Annotated in this window: 18 protein-coding genes; 8 read left to right on the forward strand and 10 right to left on the reverse strand. The window is 76.1% G+C overall.

The genetic code is table 11. The features are described from left to right. Positions 1–60: 60 nt before the first annotated feature. The gene (locus FVA95_RS30715; RefSeq protein ID WP_161992193.1) at positions 61–591 is read left to right on the forward strand and encodes a hypothetical protein; all 531 of its coding nucleotides are present in this window, start codon (positions 61–63) and stop codon (positions 589–591) included. A 370-nt stretch (positions 592–961) separates the two neighbouring features. Here FVA95_RS30715 and FVA95_RS03910 read toward each other — a convergent pair whose 3' ends face one another. The 3 genes from FVA95_RS03910 to FVA95_RS03920 all read right to left on the reverse strand — a co-directional run bounded on the left by FVA95_RS03910 (position 962) and on the right by FVA95_RS03920 (position 4727). Next, complete coding sequence (locus FVA95_RS03910) at positions 962–2224, reverse strand: hypothetical protein (RefSeq protein WP_149662972.1); 1263 nt, start codon at positions 2222–2224, stop codon at positions 962–964. 297 nt (positions 2225–2521) lie between these two features. Continuing rightward, positions 2522–3694: an adenylyltransferase/sulfurtransferase MoeZ gene (gene moeZ / locus FVA95_RS03915; RefSeq protein WP_149662973.1), complete on the reverse strand. Its 1173-nt coding sequence runs from the start codon at positions 3692–3694 to the stop codon at positions 2522–2524. Positions 3695–3755: 61 nt separating this feature from the next. Then, the gene (locus tag FVA95_RS03920; RefSeq protein WP_240051253.1) at positions 3756–4727 is read right to left on the reverse strand and encodes an alpha/beta fold hydrolase; all 972 of its coding nucleotides are present in this window, start codon (positions 4725–4727) and stop codon (positions 3756–3758) included. 143 nt (positions 4728–4870) lie between these two features. On the opposite strand from FVA95_RS03920, the gene FVA95_RS03925 reads away from it, so the two are divergent. The 3 genes from FVA95_RS03925 (at position 4871) to FVA95_RS03935 (ending at position 8431) form a co-directional block, all read left to right on the forward strand. Continuing rightward, a complete protein-coding gene (locus FVA95_RS03925; protein WP_149662975.1) occupies positions 4871–5851 on the forward strand; it encodes a hypothetical protein in 981 nt (326 codons plus the stop codon). Between the two features lie 6 nt (positions 5852–5857). Beyond that, positions 5858–7702 (forward strand): HAD family hydrolase, encoded by a 1845-nt coding sequence (locus FVA95_RS03930; RefSeq protein WP_149662976.1) that lies wholly within the window; start codon positions 5858–5860, stop codon positions 7700–7702. A 102-nt stretch (positions 7703–7804) separates the two neighbouring features. Then, positions 7805–8431, forward strand: a complete 627-nt coding sequence (locus tag FVA95_RS03935) for a TetR/AcrR family transcriptional regulator (protein ID WP_020625908.1) — start codon at positions 7805–7807, stop codon at positions 8429–8431. Positions 8432–8461: 30 nt separating this feature from the next. Here FVA95_RS03935 and FVA95_RS03940 read toward each other — a convergent pair whose 3' ends face one another. Together FVA95_RS03940 and FVA95_RS03945 are read right to left on the reverse strand one after the other, a co-directional pair. Beyond that, positions 8462–9373, reverse strand: coding sequence for an alpha/beta fold hydrolase (locus FVA95_RS03940; RefSeq protein ID WP_149662977.1), 912 nt, complete (start codon positions 9371–9373; stop codon positions 8462–8464). 14 nt (positions 9374–9387) lie between these two features. Continuing rightward, positions 9388–10302 carry a diiron oxygenase gene (locus FVA95_RS03945; RefSeq protein WP_149662978.1) on the reverse strand — a complete coding sequence of 305 codons (915 nt, stop codon included), beginning with the start codon at positions 10300–10302 and terminating at the stop codon, positions 9388–9390. Between the two features lie 91 nt (positions 10303–10393). On the opposite strand from FVA95_RS03945, the gene FVA95_RS03950 reads away from it, so the two are divergent. Together FVA95_RS03950 and FVA95_RS03955 are read left to right on the forward strand one after the other, a co-directional pair. Continuing rightward, positions 10394–11092 (forward strand): TetR family transcriptional regulator, encoded by a 699-nt coding sequence (locus FVA95_RS03950; protein ID WP_240051254.1) that lies wholly within the window; start codon positions 10394–10396, stop codon positions 11090–11092. Then, positions 11089–11424, forward strand: a complete 336-nt coding sequence (locus FVA95_RS03955; RefSeq protein WP_060713163.1) for a DUF4873 domain-containing protein — start codon at positions 11089–11091, stop codon at positions 11422–11424. The genes FVA95_RS03950 and FVA95_RS03955 overlap by 4 nt, the downstream gene beginning before the upstream one ends. Before the next feature lie 78 nt (positions 11425–11502). On the opposite strand, the gene FVA95_RS03960 is transcribed toward FVA95_RS03955, so the two are convergent. Then, complete coding sequence (locus FVA95_RS03960) at positions 11503–11733, reverse strand: DUF3107 domain-containing protein (protein ID WP_020625913.1); 231 nt, start codon at positions 11731–11733, stop codon at positions 11503–11505. A 106-nt stretch (positions 11734–11839) separates the two neighbouring features. After that, positions 11840–12496: a ferritin-like fold-containing protein gene (locus FVA95_RS03965; RefSeq protein WP_020625914.1), complete on the reverse strand. Its 657-nt coding sequence runs from the start codon at positions 12494–12496 to the stop codon at positions 11840–11842. A gap of 259 nt (positions 12497–12755) precedes the next feature. On the opposite strand from FVA95_RS03965, the gene FVA95_RS03970 reads away from it, so the two are divergent. Together FVA95_RS03970 and FVA95_RS03975 are read left to right on the forward strand one after the other, a co-directional pair. Then, on the forward strand, positions 12756–14642 hold the full coding sequence (locus FVA95_RS03970; protein ID WP_370460827.1) for a DEAD/DEAH box helicase: 1887 nt from the start codon (positions 12756–12758) through the stop codon (positions 14640–14642). Positions 14643–14650: 8 nt separating this feature from the next. Next, positions 14651–15904 (forward strand): PQQ-binding-like beta-propeller repeat protein, encoded by a 1254-nt coding sequence (locus FVA95_RS03975; protein WP_161992194.1) that lies wholly within the window; start codon positions 14651–14653, stop codon positions 15902–15904. A 20-nt stretch (positions 15905–15924) separates the two neighbouring features. Here FVA95_RS03975 and FVA95_RS03980 read toward each other — a convergent pair whose 3' ends face one another. From FVA95_RS03980 to FVA95_RS03990, 3 genes are all read right to left on the reverse strand, one after another. After that, positions 15925–16593 carry a hypothetical protein gene (locus FVA95_RS03980; protein ID WP_149662980.1) on the reverse strand — a complete coding sequence of 223 codons (669 nt, stop codon included), beginning with the start codon at positions 16591–16593 and terminating at the stop codon, positions 15925–15927. Further along, a complete protein-coding gene (locus FVA95_RS03985) occupies positions 16590–17471 on the reverse strand; it encodes a PD-(D/E)XK nuclease family protein (RefSeq protein ID WP_149662981.1) in 882 nt (293 codons plus the stop codon). The genes FVA95_RS03980 and FVA95_RS03985 overlap by 4 nt, the downstream gene beginning before the upstream one ends. Positions 17472–17546: 75 nt before the next feature. Further along, a complete protein-coding gene (locus FVA95_RS03990) occupies positions 17547–18416 on the reverse strand; it encodes a PHP domain-containing protein (protein ID WP_149662982.1) in 870 nt (289 codons plus the stop codon). Positions 18417–18433: the final 17 nt, after the last annotated feature.

Raw genomic sequence — 18433 nt, forward strand, 5'->3', positions numbered from 1 at the left:
CGCGCCACGACCGATCGGGTGAACGGCGGGCCGATCAGGGCTCCCGCACGCACGACCAGCGTGGCCGGCTCCGCACGGAGCCGGCCACGGGAGACACTCCACTACCAGGAGCCGCCGCCGCCGGAACCCGAGCCGGAGTCCGAGCCGGATCCCGAGTCCGAGCCGGATCCCGAGCCCGACGACCGCGAGTCCGAGTCCGAGGAGGAGCGGGAGTCGTCCGAGCCGCTGCTCCGCGAGGACTCCCCACGCGACGAACCCGAATCCGACGAACCCGAATCCGAATCCGACGACGAGTCCCACGACCCCGAGTTCGACGAGCCCGAGTCCGACGACCGGGACGACCGCGAGCCCGAGGACCCCTGGTCGGAACCCCGGTCGGAGGACTGCGAGGCGGACGACCGCGAGCCGGAACCGTCCGAGGAGTCGCCAGAAGAGCTGCCAGAGGACTGGCTGGAGCCGGACCCCTCCGACCCGCCGCCGGAGCGCGAACCGGAGGACCCGGTGCGCTCGGCCATCTGCTCGGCCGCCTGCCGGTCGGCCTCCGCCAGCACCGGCGCGGCCGCCTCCGGTCCCAGGGCGGACTCGACGTAGGGCCCGGCCACGGCGGTGACGATGCCGCCGGAGCCGCCGGACCCCTGCGCCGCCGACCGCTCCGTGCCGACGCCCTCCGCCGGGGCGTCCGACGCGGGCGCGCTGAGCACGGGCGCGCTGGGCGCGGGCAGGGCGCGCTCCTGCGAGGCGGGCGAGGCGGGTGCGGCGGGCTCCTCCCGCGGAGCAGGGGTGGACGGGCGGAGAGCGTCGTCGGAGGAGCCTGAACCGGAACCGGAACCGCCGCCGGCCCCGGAGCCGCCGGACCTCTTCCCGGTCAGCCCGCTCGCGACGTCGTCGACGCCCTTGCCCACCGACTCGGCGGCGTCCCCGACACCCCGTGCTGCGGCGCCGACGCCGTCGCCGAGCTTCTTCACCGGCCCGTCGGACGACGCCGGTGCGACCTCGGCCCGGTTCGCCTTCTTCCCCGCGTCGGAACCGGCGCCGGAACCAGCGCCGGAACCAGCGCCATCCCCGGGGCTCGGCGCGCCGCCGGCCAGGTTGGCGCCGCCGTCGGCGGCACGGGACACGGCACCGCCCAGCTTCTCCCCCGGCCCCGCGTCCCGGCCGGCTGCGCTGCCCGGGCCACGGGCCGAGGCACCCTCCGGCCCCTCGGCGCGCGGCCGGGTCTCGTCCAGCGGGCCCCGCGGGTCGGGCGGCCCGGCGGTACCGACGTCGGCGCGCTCGCGGTCCCCGCCGGTCTCCCGGCCACCGGCCAGGACCTCGGGGTTGCGGCGCACGCCGGACGGCTCCGGGGGCGCTGGGTCCTCGCCGCGGGCGAGGGCCAGCACGTCGTCGGAGACCTTCTCGGTCTCGTCGCCGTCGCCGGGCAGGGGGCGGTGCGGGCCCGGTCGATGCCGTCGTCGATGGCGGCCAGCCGCTCCGCACAGGCGTCGCGGTTGCGGGCACGCAGGTCGCGCTGCTCCTCGAGCGACGCGGCCGCGGCCATCTGGTCGGGGGTCCGACGAGTGGCGGGCGGCAGGGCGGCGACGATCCGATCCATCTCGGCGAGCTGCTGCTCGGCGGCGGCCAGCGCGTCCACGGCGTCCTGCCGGGAGCTGTAGACCTGCAGCTGGGACTGCAGGGCGGCACGCTGCTGGAGCAGGGTGTCGCGCTGCTGCTGCAGCTTGGCGACCGCGACCGGGGTGCGCTCCGTCTCGTGCGCGGACGCCTGCCAGGTCCGTTCGCTCGCGTTGAGGGTCCCGAGCTTGTCGTCGAGGGCCGCCAGCGCGATCCGGGCCTGCCCGGCCCACTGGTCGGCGGTGCGGTCCTGCGGCGCCGGGGTCCCGGTCACCGACGGCGAGGTCGCCAGCGCGTATCCGCCGAGGAGCACGGCCGTCGCGCCGATCAGGGCCAGCGTGCGCCGGTGCCGCAGCGGGCTGCGCGGGGCACGCAACGGTCCGGGGCGGTCCGGGCCCGACGACGCGGCCGGGCGCGCCGCGACGAGCCGGGTCGCCGTCCGCTGGACGGGCACCACGGGCTCGTCGACCTCGACGGCCTCGGGCTCGCGCAGCCACGGCAGCGTCTCGGCGAGCTGCTGGTCCCCCGCCGCCTGCGCCGCGGCCCGGCGGGCCTGGCGGGCCGCCAGCCGGTGGGCGGCCGAGCAGTAGCGTCGCTGGGGACGGTCTCCGGACACGTCTCCGGTGGGCTCCAACGGTGCGTCGCACCCCTGTAGGGCGCATGTGCGCAACGAGTGGTCCACCGAGCGTCCTCCCGATCCTGGCGATCGCGTGCATCCCCATGTCGCGGCGATCGGTGGGAATGTTTCGCCCAACGGGCGAACAGCAGGGTCGAACGGGCCATGTTCACTCGGACGGTCGCGTGCGATCGATGAGCGGTCACCCTGTGCCACATCGGGAACCGCGACGGCCGCCGTCCCGGGTGTACCGGTGACGGCGGCCGTCGGTGTAGTGCGGAGCGGGTCGGACCGTGGTCAGTAGGTGGGCTGCGACGGGTCGATCTGCTTGACCCAGGACAGCACCCCGCCGCCGACGTGGACGGCGTCGCGGAACCCGGCCTTGTGCAGTGCGGCGAGGGCCTCGGCGGACCGGCCGCCGGACTTGCAGTGCAGCACGACCGGCTTGTCCTGGGCGATCTCCGAGAGCGCGGCACCGGACAGGATCCGGTCCTTCGGGATCAGGACCGAGCCCGGGATGCGCACGATCTCGTACTCGTGCGGCTCGCGGACGTCGATGAGCTGGAAGTCCTTGCCCGCGTCGATCATCTGCTTGAGCTCGCCGACGGTGATCGTGCTGCCGGCGGCCGCGTCCTGGGCCTCCTGCGTCACGGTGCCGCAGAACGCCTCGTAGTCGATCAGCTCGGTGATCTTCGGCGTCTCCGGGTCCTTGCGGATCTTCACCTGACGCCAGGTGGTCTCCAGCGCGTCGTAGATCACCAGGCGGCCGAGCAACGGCTCACCGATGCCGGTGAGCAGCTTGATCGCCTCGTTGACCATGATCGAGCCGATCGAGGCGCAGAGCACGCCCAGCACGCCGCCCTCGGCGCAGGACGGGACCATCCCGGGCGGCGGCGGCTCGGGGTAGAGGTCGCGGTAGTTGAGGCCCTGCCCGTTCGGGGCGTCCTCCCAGAAGACCGAGGCCTGTCCCTCGAAACGGAAGATCGAGCCCCAGACGTAGGGCTTGCCGAGCAGCACCGCGGCGTCGTTCACCAGGTACCGGGTGGCGAAGTTGTCGGTGCCGTCCAGGATCAGGTCGTAGTCCCGGAAGACGTCCAGCACGTTCTCGCTGGTGAGGCGCTCGTTGTGCAGGCGGACGTCGACGAAGGGGTTGACCTCGCGGATCGAGTCGCGGGCCGACTCGGCCTTCGGCCGGCCCACGTCGGACTGCCCGTGGATGACCTGACGCTGCAGGTTCGACTCGTCGACGACGTCGAACTCGACGATGCCGAGCGTGCCGACACCGGCGGCGGCCAGGTACAGCAGGGCGGGAGAGCCGAGGCCGCCCGCGCCGACGACCAGCACCTTCGCGTTCTTCAGACGCTTCTGCCCGTCCATCCCGACGTCGGGAATGATGAGGTGGCGGCTGTACCGCTCCACCTCCTCCTTGGTGAGCTCGGCTGCCGGCTCCACCAGTGGCGGTAGCGCCATCTCGTCCACTCCTCGCGGGTTGCGTGCGGGTCTCAGGGCGTCTCAACGCGCCACGTGCGCGTCATCTTCCCGCACCCGCTCCGACCGGCACCGCGTCCCACAGCGCGGCGACGGCGTCGGCCACCGCCGCGGGTCGCTCGATCTGCGCGACGTGCCCGGCGCGGGGCAGCACCAGCAGCCGCGCCCCGGGCAGCGTGGCCGCCGTCCGCGCGGCCAGCCGCGGGGACACGATGCGGTCCTGCTCGCCCCACACCACCAGCGACGGCACCCGCACCCGGGCCATCCGGCGCCAGATCTCGCGCCCGGCCCACAGCCCGAGGAGGCCGCGGGTGGCGCCGTCGGTCGCCGCGCCGGCCCAGGGCAGCGTCGCGCGGTGCTCGTGCTCGGAGATCAGCTCCTCGAGCCGGCGGGTGGAGCCGCGCTGCGGGTCGGCGAAGCAGACCTTCACGATCCGCTCGGCCCTGGCACGCAGCGGCTCCTGTGCCAGCGCGCGGCGTGCGCCGCGCCCGAGCAGCGGCACCATGGCCAGCGCCATCCGCGGGTCCGACAGCCGTCGCGGGTCGGGGCGCCGGTCCGGCACCGCGGGCGAGACCAGGGTGAGGCTGCGGACGAGCTCGGGACGGCGGGCCGCCACCGTCGTCGCGATCACGCCGCCGAGGGAGTTGCCGACCAGGTGCACCGGGCGGTCGCGCGCGGCCAGCCAGCACAGCAGCGCGTCCGCCATGCCGTCCGGGCCGAAGTCGGCGACGGCGGTCGGCTCGGACAGCCCGAACCCGGGCAGGTCGACCGACAGGCCGGTGGCCCGCGGCGCGAGGAGCCCGGCGAGGTCGGTCCAGTTCGTGGCCGACCCGGCGAGACCGTGGACGTAGACGGCGTCGGCGTCGGCGGAGCCGGGGGTCTCGCGCACGTGCAGGGTGACCCCGCCGGAGGTGACCGCGCGGCCCGGCCACGGCGGGCGTTCCGCCGAGGCACCCGGGGACGTCTCGACACCCGGCACCGGGGCGGGCACGGTGACGGGCGGGTGAACGGACATCGACGGGGCGGCGACCATTCGACCAGCATGACGTGTCGCGCAGGTCACTCGCCGCGCCGGGTGACGCCCGTCTCGCTGTGATCACCGTCCGCGTCCGGCGCTCCACGGAGCGCAACGTGGCGGCCCCCCGGACATTGTACCCCGTGGACGACGCGACGGAGGAGGTGGGCATGGGGCGGACCGGTGGATCGGCCGCGGCCCGGCTCGCCGGGTTCGGCGCCGCGTCGGTGCTGGTGTTCACCGCGGCCTGGACGGCGGGCGGCGCGGTGGGCGGCGCGGTGGGCAGCGGGGTGGAGACCCCGACCGCCGGTGCGCCGGCCGACGCCGGTGACGTGCGCGGCGACGGCGGTGTCCTCGCCTCCGGTCTGGCCACCGGGGACGTGACGACCGGCGCGGGGGGTGTGCTCAGCACCGCGGCCGGCTACACCCTGACCCCGGTCGGGATCGTCTACCCGTGGCGCGACCCGACCGAGGTCGCGTTCACCGTGACCGGCTCCGACGGCGCCCCGGTGACCCGGTTCGACACCCCCTCCGACGGCTCGGGCGTCATGGACGTCGCCGTGCTGCGTCGCGACGTCGCCGGCTACCAGCGGCTGCGCGCCACCCAAGGTCCCGACGGCGTGTGGCGGGCACCCGTGCGGTTCCCCGGCCAGGGCGTCTGGCGGCTCTACGCCGGGTTCACCCCGACCGGCGGCCCGCACCTCGACCTGGGGGCCGACCTGCACGTCCCCGGCACCTACGGCGCCTTCACCTTTCCGGCCGAGAACCGGGCGGGGCTCTGCGGGGGCAGCGACCAGCAGGTCCGCCTCGACGGCGCCCTGGTCCCCGGCGGGGAGTCCCGGCTGTTCGCGACCGTCGGGCGTGACGGCACCCCGGTCACCGACCTCGAGCCCGTCGACGGCGGCGCGTTCGGCCGGATGACCGCGGTCCGCCAGGGCGACCTGGCCCGGTTCCCCGTCCGCCCCGAGATCACCGGCGCGGCCGCCACCGACCGCTCCGGGCCCGGGGTGGCGTTCGCGGTGTCGGTCCCCGCTCCGGGCAGCTACCGGCTGTTCCTCGACTACCGCTCCGGCGGTGTGCTGCGGTCGTGCGAGTTCACGCTCCCGACCGCGCCGGGGAGCTGACGTCGGTTGCGTCCGGTCCTGCGGGACGCCGCGCGGGCGGTGGCGGCCCTGCTCGCCCTGCTGCTGCCGCTCGCCGGCCCCGCACTGGCCGGCGCGACGTGGGCCCCGCACTGCGCTGCAGTGGCCCTGCTGGTCGCCCTCGCCGTCGTCGCGACGACAGGGGGACCCGGCCTGCGCGTCGCCGCACGCGGCCTGCGGGAGGGCACGGTGACCGCCGAGACCGGCGTCGCGGCGGCGGTGCTCGCCGCGCTGGGGTGGTCGGCGGCGGTGCAGGCCGTCGCGGCGGTCTCGCCCGCGGGACCGGTCCCGGTCCCGACCGACCCGCTCGCCGGGTCCGTCCTGCTGCCCGGGGTCGCCGCGGTGCTGACCGTCGTCGCGGCGGCGGTGCAGCGCACCGGGCGCCCACCCGGCGCGCGCGGCGGGAACACGCGGGCGGACGCCGACGAGGTCCGCGCGGGCCTGCGCACCGTCGCGGACCGGTGGAGCGCCCTGCTCACCCCGCCCGCGGCGCTGATCGCGGTCGCGGTGACCGCGTTCGCGGCGGGCACCGGCACCCCGTGGCCCGCCGCGGTCCCGGCCGGGATCGCGGTGCTGGTCGGGGCCTGCCCGCTGCCGCTGCTGGCCGCGCTGCCGGCGGCGCTGCGGGCCGCGGACCGGGCGGGCGGCGACGCGGTGCGGCTGCCGGCGCCGTGGCCCGGCCGTCGCGATCCGGTGGGCTGGACCGGGTCCGCCGGCGGCCCGGGGCTCGTGGGCCGGGTGGACACCGTCGCGCTGGCCGGGCCGGACGTGCTGACCGGCACCGCCCCCGGGACGGTCACCGTGCACGCGGGCCGCGGCGAGGATCCGGCGCTGGTGCTGAGGCTGGCCGCGTCGGTCGCCGCGGGTGCGCGGCCCGGGTCGGACCTGCGCACGGCGGCGCGGGCGCTGGCCGCGGCCGTCGACGGCCCGGTGCCCGACGTCGCCGAGGCCGACGAGCAGCCCGGGCTCGGGGTGTCCGGCCTGGTGGCCGAGCTGCGGGACCCCGGCCCGGACGACGGCGGCACGACCGCGACCGTCGTCGCGCACGCGGTGCTGCTCGGCAGCCCGGACTGGCTGGCCGAGCACGGGATCCGGCTGCCACCGCCGTTGTCGGTGGAGCGGGAGCGGGCGGTCGCCGAGGGCCGGGCGGTCCTGGTCGTCGCCTGGGACGGGTGCGCCCGCGCCGTGCTCGCGCTGCCCCGGGCGCCGCACCCCGAGGCCCGCCCGGGGGTGTCGGAGCTGGCGGCGGCCGGGATCACGCCGGTCCTGCTCACCCCCGACGACGACGGCGCCGCCCGCGCCCTCGCCGCGGCGGCCGGTCTCGACCCGGCCGACCCCGACGCCGTCCGGCCGGGGCTGGACCCGGCGGCACGGGCCGCTGCCGTCGCCGGGCTGCGGGTGCGGGGCCGCACGGTCGCGGTGGCGGGCGACCCGACCACCGACGAGGCCGCGCTGGCCGCCGCCCACCTGGCGGTTGAGCTGGTCCCCTGGCCCACCGCCGACGGCACCGGGACCGGCACAGGGGCTGGGGCTGGGGCTGGGGCCACCGAGCACCCGGACGACGCCCCGGACGCTCGTCCGGACCCGGTCGTCGCGCCCGCGCACGGGTCGGAGAGGATCTGCGCCCGTGGCGGCCCCGCCGAGGTGGCCGCCGCCCTGCTGATCGCCCGCCGAGCGCGGGCCCGGGCCCGCTCGTACGTCCGTGCGGCCGTGGTGCTCGCCGTCGCCGGCGTGGTCCTCGCCGTGCTGGGGACACCCGCGGTCGTGGTGGCCGCCGTGCCGGTCCTGGGTGCGCTCGGGCTCGCCGCACGGGGACCGCACCGCCGATCGTGAGAGGTTGTCACCCTTCTGCGGGCGACACCCGTTCACGGATCGTTCGTCAACGCGGTTACCTGCTAGTAGGGTTATCCCACGACGGTGAGAGGTAGGGGGCCCATGACCGGAACCGCCACGCCACGGGGCGCACGACTGTCCCGCGGCGCGCGTCGCGCCCAGCTGCTGCTGGCCGCCCGCGACGTGTTCGCCGACCAGGGCTACCACGCCGCCGCGATGGACGACATCGCCGAGCGGGCGGGCGTCTCCAAGCCCGTGCTGTACCAGCACTTCCCCGGGAAGCTGGAGCTGTACCAGGCGCTGCTCACGACCTACGCCGAGGAGCTCGTCGAGCGGGTCTCCAACGCGATCGAGCGGACCGAGCACAACAAGGAGCGGGTGCAGGCCGCCGTCGCGGCGTACTTCGACTTCGTCGCCGGCGAGGGCAAGGCCTACCGCCTGGTGTTCGAGTCCGACCTGCGGGGGGACCCGGAGGCCGCGGCGCTGGTGGAGAGCGCACTGGACCGCTGCATCGACGCGGTCGCCGGCGCGGTCACCGCCGACGCCGGGCTGGACCAGGACCGCGCGCGACTGCTCGCCGTCGGGCTCGTCGGGCTGAGCCAGGTCGGCGCCCAGTTCTGGCTGGACTCCGACCAGCGGGTCCCGCGCGACGAGGCGGTGGCGCTCATGGCGTCGCTGGCGTGGCGCGGCATCGCCGGGTTCCCGAAGCAGGGCCTCGACCAGATCTGACGCCCCACCGCCGACGACGGGGCAGGCGGCTCAGGCCACCTGCTCCGCCGCGGCCCGGCGCACCAGCGCGGCGATCCGGCCGGTGACCCCGCCGACCCGCTCGACGGGGAGCATGTGCCCGGCGCCGGGGAACTCGGTCAGCACGGCGCGCGGCAGGCTGCGGTGGATCCGTCGGGCGAACCGCGGCGGCGTGAGCCGGTCCCGGGTCCCCACCAGGATCTCCACCGGCAGCGACGAGAACGCCGCCAGCGCCTCGTCGCGCTCGTGGGTGGTGAGGGTCGGGGTGAAACCGGAGATCGTCGTCGGACGGCAGTCGGCGATCGCCTCGCAGGTCGCGCGGACGGCGAGCCGGTCCGGCCGGGTGCCGAGCAGCAGCGGCTGCAGACCGGCCCGCAGCAGGGTCGGGTGGGTGGACAGCGACCGGCGCCCCGTCCACAGCGGACTGACGGTCACCTTGTCCTTGCCGGCCAGGAAGAGCTTCGCCGGCAGCCCGGTCATCCCCAGCGTCGCCGCCGCACCGAGGCCGCCACTCGCGGTCGCGACGAGGGCGACGCCGGCGACCCGGGAGGCGACGAGGTCGGGGTGGCGCTGGGCCAGCGCCATCGCCGTCATCCCGCCCATCGAGTGCCCCGCGATGACCAGCGGGCCGCTCGGGGCGAGCCGGGTGATCACCTCGGCCATGTCGTCGGCGAGGACGTCGAGGGTCTTGAGCTCGTCGGGGGTGTCGTCGGAGCGGCCGTGCGCGCGGTGGTCGTAGCGGATCACCCGCGGGGCGGGGCCGGCACCGGGCGCGCCGACGGCGAGGGCGTCGGCGACCGGGGCCCAGCAGCGCTCGTCGAGCGTCCAGCCGTGGGCCAGCAGCACCGTGACCGGTGCCGACTCCGGCCCCGAGACCCTGGCGAACAGGCCGGTCCCGTCGCGGGTGACGATCCGTGTGCTCATCGCGGGATGCCTCCTCAGATCAGATGGGCGCGCTTCCACAGGGTCTCCGTCGGGCCGCCGACGATTCCCTGCTCGCGCAGGAACGGCACGAGCTTGCGCGAGGACCAGCGCAGCATCTCGTGGTGGTGCGGGTTGGCCAGCGCCGCCTTCCGCCCGACCGCCGGGGCGATCCCGACGCTGCGGTAGACCTCGGGATGGATGAGGTTGCGGGCGACGACGAACGCGATCCGCGCGGTGAGGTAGCGGGCCCAGACGCGTTCCGCGCGGTTGGTCCTCGGCATGATCCGCTGGAGCTCCTCCCGGGCGTAGCGGACGTGCCGGGCCTCCTCGGTCACGTGGATCTTGTTGATCATCCGGGACAGTGGCTGGACACGCTCGTCCCGCATCCCCTCGCGCTGGAGCTGGTCGAGGATCTCCTCGACGAACAGGGTGCCGGCGAACATCGCCGGGCCGGTGCCGATGGTCTTCATCAGCCGGCCCTGCTCATGGGTGAGCCGGCGAGGGGCGTAGTCCGGCACGCCGTAGCGCTCGGTGGCCTTGGCGAACATCATCGAGTGCCGGCACTCGTCGGCGATCTCGACCAGCGCGTACTGGATGTGCGCGCGACGGGGGTCGCGGTCGTAGGCGTAGCGCAGCAGCATCTGCATGAGGATCATCTCGAACCACAGCCCGATCCGGGCGACGCTGCAGAACTCGTGCACCGACAGCGTGATCCGCTGCTCCTCGGTGAGGCCGTCCCACAGCGGCGTGCCGTAGAGCGACACGCGCTCGGGGACGATGCCGTACCTGCCCTCGACCAGCGGGGCGTCCCAGTCGATGTCGATCGACGGGTCGTAGGAGGTCGTCACCGAGCTCTTCAGCAGCCGACGAGCAGTGTCCTCGCGGTCCGCGAGGTGGGTCCTGCTTCCGGTCCGGGCGGGAGCGCTCATCGGTCGCGCCTTCCTGACGAGGGGGCTGCGGTGGCGGGTTCCACACCCGGAACCCTTGCTGTTACCGCCAGTAACAGTTACCACTGGTAACGTGCCCCAGGAGCCCAGGGATGTCAAGCCCGATGCGCGCAGCCGCCGACGGGAGGAACGGCGGACCGAGATGGTCGCCGCCGCCGTCGACGCGATCCGCGAACACGGTGCCGGGGTCTCGGTCGCCCAGATCGCCGGGGCGGCCGGCATCACCAAACCGGTGCTCTACCGGCACTTCGCCGACCGCGCCGACCTGCAGCGCGCCGTCAGCGAGCACGCCGCGGACATGCTGATGCAGCGGATCTACCCGGTGCTGGCGATCGACGCCGAGCCGATCGAGCACGTCGCCGCCGTCATCGACGCCTACCTCGGGATGATCGAGGAGGAGCCCCAGCTGTACCGGTTCGTCGTCGCGAACCCGGCCGAACCGGTGCCGGGCGCCGAGATCGCGCAGGACGTGCGCGGCCAGATCGGCGCCCTGCTGACCACGCTGTTCGGGGAGCGGCTGCGCGCCCAGGGCCGCGACTCCGGCGGCGCCGAGGCGTGGGCGCACGGGATCATCGGGATGGTCCAGACCGCGGGCGAGTGGTGGCTGGAGCGCCGGACGATGAGCCGTGACGCGCTCACCAACTACCTGTCCGCGCTGATCTGGGGCGGGATCGCCGGCGTCGCCGGGCTCGACTCCCCCACCGCGACCGCTGACATCCTGCGGCTGGTCCCCGAGCCACAGCTGCACGAGGGGTCGGTGCAGGACCGGTGAGCGCCGACCACGATCACGATCACGATCACGACGAGGGCTACCGCGGCCCCGCCACCCTGGTGCTGGGCGAGGAGACGGTCGAGGTCGAGGTGCTCCTCGACGCCCGGCACGAGCCCTTCGACGGCAGACTGCACTGGGCGGGCCGAGTGGCCGCGCACCCCCGGCTCACCGCGCTGCTGGGCAGCCGCGGCGGCACCGCCGAGGTCCGGACGCCCGGGCACACCGCCGTCGGCACGCTGTCCGAGCCGGACGTGTGGGACCGGTTCCGGATCACCGGCACCGGCAGGCCGCCGTTCGCGCTGGACGGGCCGCCCCCGCCGGAGACCGACTGACCGGCACCACGTTCCCCCGGACACGCGTCGGGCCCGGCCCCGCGGACGGGTACCGGGCCCGGACGACCCCGGGTGCGCTCAGCCGCTGAGGCCGAACCCGACCCGGCGCTCCTCGGACGGGCCGATCTCCACGTACGAGATGCGCGCGACCGGGACGACGTAGCGACGGCCCTCGTCGTCGGTGAGGTCCAGCAGCCCGTCGTCGGACTTCATCGCCCCGCTCACGAGCTGGGCCACCTCGTCCGGCGTGCGGTCGCTGGACACCACGAGCTCCCGCGGGGTCTCCGCGATGCCGATCTTGACCTTCACCGGTGGTCCTCCCGATCCGTCACTTCTGATCACCTTGCCCGCGCCAGGCTAGTCGAGATCGGGCCGGAGCATCGGCGAGCCGCGACCCCGACCGCCGGGCCGGGACTCAGGAGAGTCCGAGCCTGCCCATCCGGCGGCCGTGCGCGGTCTGCACCGTCCGGATCAGCCCGGCCACGCCGCCCTTCTCCCCCGAGCCGAGCACGATGAACTCGGCCAGCTCGTCGCGCTCGGCGACGACCCGCTGGGCGTGGGTGACGGCCTCGCCCAGCAGCCTCCTGCCCCACAGGGCCAGCCGGTCCCGCTGCGCCGGGTTGGCGGCGCAGGCGGCCTGCACCTCGCGCTCGGCGAAGGCGGAGTGCCCGGTGTCGGCGAGCACCCGCTGCACCAGGTCACCGGTGCCGGGATCCACCCAGCCCGCGACCTCACGGTAGAAGTCGGCGCCGAGACCGTCCCCGAGATAGGCCTTGACCAGCGACTCCAGCCAGCTCCGCGGGGCGGTCGAGGCGTGGTAGCTGTCGATCAGCGCGACGAACGGCGCCATCGCGTCCGCGACGGCGATCCCGCTGCGGCCCAGGTGGTCCTCGATCAGGCGGAAGTGGCCGATCTCGGCGGCCGCCATCGTCGACAGCTGCGCGCGGCCGGCCAGCGTCGGCGCGGCCCGGGCGTCCTCGGCGAGCCGGTCGAACGCCGACAGCTCGCCGTAGGCCAGCACGCCGAGCAGCTCCACGGTCGCGGCCGTCGGCGCGTCGCCTCCAGTGGTCATGGACGCCACCCTAACCGGGCCGTACCGGCCGGCCGGGCGGCCCGCGACGGCCGTCGCGACCACGGCGCGAGGCAACTCACCCCACCCGGCGACGGCCGCGCCGTCGTGTTCGGGCGCCGTGGCGGGTACCATGCGGTCAGCGCGTCACCGGATTTCGGGCTCATGGGACTCCACGGGGACGCGCCCACCGCGCGGGGACCGGGTAACGGGACGAGCGGCCGACCCGGCCGAGCACGTCTCACCGGGACCCGCACCCGTACTGGTGCGCGCAGCGCCTCGGCTGCTCTCCCGCCCGGACCGTCCCGACGGCCCGGGGCCGGTCGACGAGCCACGCCACGGCTCCTGTGCGCGGAGAGAGGCGATCACACTGTCCCGAAGCGACAGCACCGACACCCCCGAGGCCGACCCGGGCTTCCTGCCCACCGGCATCACCCCCAGCGAGACCCCGCTCGGCGTGACCAACCCCGGCGGCGAGAAGCTCCCCCCGACCTTCGCCGAGCTCGGCGTCCGGCCCGAGATCGTCTCCGCGCTCGCGGAGAACGACATCGTGCGGACGTTCGCGATCCAGGAGCTCACCCTCCCGCTGGCACTCGCCGGCGAGGACGTCATCGGCCAGGCCCGCACCGGCACCGGCAAGACGCTGGGCTTCGGCGTCCCGCTGCTGCAGCGGATCACCCCGCCCGGTGAGCGCCCCGCCGCCACCGCCGAGGGCGAGGCCGCCGACCGCACCAAGGACGTCCCGCAGGCGCTCGTCGTCGTCCCGACCCGCGAGCTGTGCGTGCAGGTCGCCCGGGACATCGCCGCCGCGGGCAAGAACCTGGGCGTGCGCGTCGTCGCCATCTACGGCGGCCGGGCCTACGAGCCGCAGCTGGAGGCCCTGCGCAAGGGCGTCGACGTCATCGTCGGCACCCCGGGCCGGCTGCTCGACCTCGCCGAGCAGCGCCACCTGGTCCTCGGCCGGGTCAAGGCACTCGTCCTGGACGAGGCCGACGAGATGCTGGACCTGGGCTTCCTGCCCGACGTCGAGCGGATCCTGCGCATGCTCCCCGAGGAGCGACACACGATGCTGTTCTCGGCGACCATGCCGGGCCCGATCGTACAGCTCTCGCGGGCGTTCCTGACCCGTCCGACGCACATCCGCGCGGAGGAGGCCGACCAGGGCTCCATCCACGAGCGGACCAAGCAGCTGGTCTACCGCGCACACGCGATGGACAAGGTCGAGCTGGTCACCCGGGCCCTGCAGGCCAAGGACCGCGGCCTGACCATGATCTTCACCCGGACCAAGCGGACCGCCCAGCGCGTCGCCGACGACCTCGCCGAGCGCGGCTTCGCCGCCGCGGCGGTGCACGGTGACCTCGGCCAGGGCGCTCGCGAGCAGGCACTGCGTGCGTTCCGCGCGGAGAAGGTCGACGTGCTGGTCGCGACCGACGTCGCGGCCCGCGGCATCGACGTCACCGGCGTCACGCACGTCATCAACTACCAGTGCCCCGAGGACGCCAAGACCTACGTGCACCGGATCGGTCGCACCGGCCGCGCCGGACGCGAGGGCGTCGCGGTCACGCTGGTGGACTGGGACGAGACCCCGCGCTGGAAGATGATCTCCGACGACCTGTCGCTGGGCATCGACGAGCCGGTCGAGACCTACTCGACCTCGGACCACCTGTTCACCGACCTCGACATCCCGACGACGGCGTCCGGGCGGCTCCCGCTGTCCGCGCGTACCCGCGCCGGGCTCGACGCCGAGTACATCGACTCCGACGGCGACCACCAGGGCGCCCGCAAGCCGCGCGGCAGCCGTCGCGACGGTGGCGGTCGTGACGGTAGCGGCCGTGACGGTGGCGGTCGTGACGGTGGCAGCCGCGAGGCCGGCCGCAACGGCGACGGCGACGAGGGCGGTCGCCGCCCGCGGCGCAACCGCTCCCGTTCCCGGACCCGGGGCGGCGTCGCGGTCGAGGCGGGTGCCTCGGTCACGGCCGAGGGTGCCGCCGCGGGCTCCACCGAGGGCGCCCCGCAGAACGGGCCGGACGCCGGCGCGTCGACCGAGGGCGGAGCGGCCACGCCGCGCCGTCGTCGTCGCCGCGGCGGGTCGCGGCGCGGACCCGGTGGCGGCGAGTCCGCCGACGGGGCCGACGCGGCCGCCAGCTGACACCACGCGTGCTGCGCGGCCGCCCCCTGCGGGACCGGCTCCCGCTCCCGGGCATCCCCGCCGAACGACGACACCGCGGCGACCGACTGGTCGCCGCGGTGCTCGTGCTGCTGCTGGCCGGGATCGCGGTGCTCTACGCGGTGCAGAGCCCGGCCGCGCACACCGAGTCGGTGACGGCCACGACCGCACCCACCCCGCCACCACCGGTCGGCCCCGTCCCGGCCGACTTCACCGAACTGTGGCGGGCGGCCAGCCCGGACACCCCGGTGCCGCTGGCGGTCGGGGACGGCGTCGTCGTCGCCGAGGGGTCGCGGGTCTCCGGGCGCGACGCGCGCACCGGTGCCGAGCGCTGGAGCTACGAACGCGACCTGCCGTTGTGCACCACCGGGTTCGCCGACGGTCGCGTGCTCGCGCTCTACCGCAACGACGAGTACTGCTCGGAGCTCTCCACGCTCCAGCCCGACTCCGGCGCCCGCGGGCCGGCCAGAACCCTCGACGCCCGGCCCGGCACCCGGTTGATCGGCCAGGACCCGGTGCTCGCGACCGGCCAGGACTACGTCGAGACCTTCCGCTCCGACCTGGTCCGCACCGCCGAGTACGGCACGGTGCGCGCGCTGGAGGAGCCCGGCTCGCAGCCACGGTCGGGGTGCTCGTTCCGCTCCTTCGCCGCCGCCGAGGACCGCGCCGTGATCCTGGAGCGTTGCCCCGGTGAGCCCTCCGAGCGGTTGACGGTGCTGCGTCCCAGCCGCACCGAGGGCGACCGGCCCGCGTTCGACTCGTCGTCGATCGTCGGGACCGACGGCGCCCAGGTGATCGCCGCGTCGTCCGAGCGCGTCGCCGTCCTGCTGCCGGGTGTCCCCCGCCTGGCCCTCTACGACGGGGGCGGGCGCGGCATCGGGGAGTTCCCGATCGACGCGGGTGCGACGGTCGCCGCCCCCGCCGACGGCGTCGCCCGCACCACGGCCGACGACCGCAACCGCTACTGGTGGACCGGCGGGGCGACGGTCGCGCTGGACACCCGCAGCCTCCAGCCGCGCTGGAGCCTGCCCGGCACCCTCGGCCCGGGCACCCGCTACGGCGACCGGCTGCTCGTCCCCGTCCCCGGCGGGATCGCCGACGTCGACCCGGCCACCGGCGTCGTCGCACGGACCCTGCCGGTGGACCGCGGCCCGGTGACCGGACCGGTGCTGCTCGCCGCCCAGGGCGCCCTGCTGGCCGAGCTGCGCGGCGGCGAGCTCGTGGTGCTGGGGCCCGCCGGCTGAGTCGGGACGGCCCCGCTCCCCTACAGGAACCAGCCGAGCCCGAGCACCAGCGACGCCGTCACGATCACCACGAGCGCGGCGAGCAGCCCGGTGCGGTCGCGCCGCCGGTCCGCGACGACCTGGCCCACGACGGCGACGGCCGCCGCCCCCGCGTGCGAGACGATCGCGCCGGTCCCGGGGCCGGGGACCCCGCTGCTCCCGGCCGCCCACTCCACGACGACCAGCCCGAGCGCGAGCACCACGAGTCCGCCGGCGAGCACCCCGGCCAGGCCTCGCAGCAGCCGGGCCCCGGCCCCGTCGACGTCGGGTCCGGGGGCACGGCGCCGTGCCCGACGTGCGTTCTCCTCGGCGCGGCGGCGGTCGGCCCGCCGGCCGGGCGCGCGGGCGGCGGGGTGCTCGTCGTCGCGGGGCGGCTCGGCCGCACCGGAGGACAGACCGCGGCGCGGCGCACGACGGGACGCGGGCAGGGCCTCGGTGGGACGTGCACCGGCCGGGGACCCGACGTCACCGCGCCTGCGGGGCGGTCCGGACGGCGGGACCGGCGGGCGGTGGCCGTAGCCGTCGGGGCCGGGGTGCTGGCGCCCGTGCGACGGCCCCGCCCGGTACGGGGCGGGTGCGCCCGGCGGGCGTGGCGGGATCGGGTGTCGGCCGTGCCGCGGGGGGCCGGGGAACTGCGGGTCGGCGGTCACGGGGCGAGCAGGTCCCACGGTCGCGGTTCCGGCACGGCGGCGCGGCCGGGGGCGCAGTGGCGGCGGACCGCGCAGGTCCCGCAGTGCGCGCCGGTGCGGGCCGGGAAGAGCGTGTCGGCGTCGCCGCCGTCGGCCAGCGCGGTCGTCGCCCCGGCGGCGGCGTCGGCGGACCCGGCGGCCGCGGCGACGTGCCGGTCGAGGGAGGCCTGGTCGTGGGTGTGTACGGCGACGGTTCCGGTCGGTACGTGGTGCAGCTCGACGGTGCGGCAGGGGCGGCGGAACACCGAGGCGGTGGCGACGGCGTAGAGCGCGAGCTGGCGGGATGCCGCGGCGTCGGCCGCGGTCGGCACCCGGCGCCCGGTCTTGAAGTCGACGACGACGGCCTCGCCGTCGCGCCCGTCGATCCGGTCGACGCGGCCCTCGACCAGCAGCGGCCCGGCGGGGGCCCGTACCCAGCGTTCGACCGCGAGCGGCTCGTCCCGCCCGACCGGGCCGTCGACGGCGGCGGCCAGCCAGTCCCGGGCGCGCTCGCGGTAGCGGGCGGCCTGGGCGTCGTCGGCGAACCCCTCACCGGTCCAGTGCCGGTCCACCAGCGCCGCGGCCTGCTCCGGGGTGCGCCGCTCGACGGGCAGGGCCGCCAGCGAGCGCAACGCCAGGTGCACCACCGCACCGAGCGTGGTGTGGGCGAACCCGCCGCCCCGCGACGGGGCCGGGCGGTCGACGTGCAGCATCCGGTAGCGGCGCGGGCAGGCGTCCCAGGTGTCGAGCCGGGCCGGGGTGACCCGGTGCAGCGCGGTCGCACCGAAGCCGGGGTCGAGCAGGTCCAGGCCGAGCTGACCGTCCGGGGCCCCGGTGGCGGGAGCGGTGGTCCGGGCCATGGCGCCACGGTACTCCCGGACGGTCACCGAACGTCGCTCACTCCCGGTGCCCCACCGTCACGCAGCGCCGCCGGATCAGCCGTGCAGCACGGGCACGCCGGTGGCCCGCTCGGTCAGGGCCGCGTAGACCTCCGGGTCGGTCGTCTCCGCGGCGAGCGGGGTGGTCTTGTTGGTTCCGTGGTAGTCGCTGGAGCCGGTGGCGAGCAGGCCGTGCTCGGCGACGATCCCACGCAGCAGCTCGCGGTCGACCGGGGCGTGGTTCGGGTGGTCGACCTCGATCCCGCCCAGCCCCCAGCCGATCAGGTCGACGAGCACCGACGGCTCCACGACCACACCGCGCGTGCGGGCCAGCGGGTGCGCGAACACCGCGACCCCGCCGGCCGCGACGATCATCTCGACGGCCGTCTCGACCCGGGTGTCGGCACGCGGCACGTAGTAGGGGCTGTCGTTGTGCAGCAGCTCGGCGAAGGCCTCGTCGACCGACACGACGACGCCGGCCGCGACGAGCGCGCGGGCCAGGTGCGGCCGGCCCGCGCTGCCGCCCTCGGGCAGGTGCGCGAACACGGTGTCGACGTCGACCGGGTACCCGTCGGCGGCCATCCGCCCGATCATCGTCTCCAGGCGCTGCACACGCTCGGCCCGCAGCCGCTCCTGCTCCGCGACGATCGCGGCGTGCTCGGGGTCGAACAGGTAGCCCAGCAGGTGCACCGAGCAGCGCGGCTCGCCCGTGCGGCCGGTCGGGCTCAGGCAGGAGAACTCCGCGCCGCGCACCAGCGCGAGCCCCGGTGGGAGCGCCGCGGCCGCGTCGGCCCACCCACCGGTGGTGTCGTGGTCGGTGATCGCGACGACGTCGAGCCCCGCGGCGCCGGCCGCCCGGACCAGCCCGGCCGGGGAGTCGGTGCCGTCGGACTCGGTGGAGTGGGCGTGCAGGTCGATGACGGACACGCCGCCGACACTAGCCC

The sequence above is a fragment of the Pseudonocardia sp. EV170527-09 genome (assembly GCF_008369905.1).
GTDB lineage: Bacteria > Actinomycetota > Actinomycetes > Mycobacteriales > Pseudonocardiaceae > Pseudonocardia.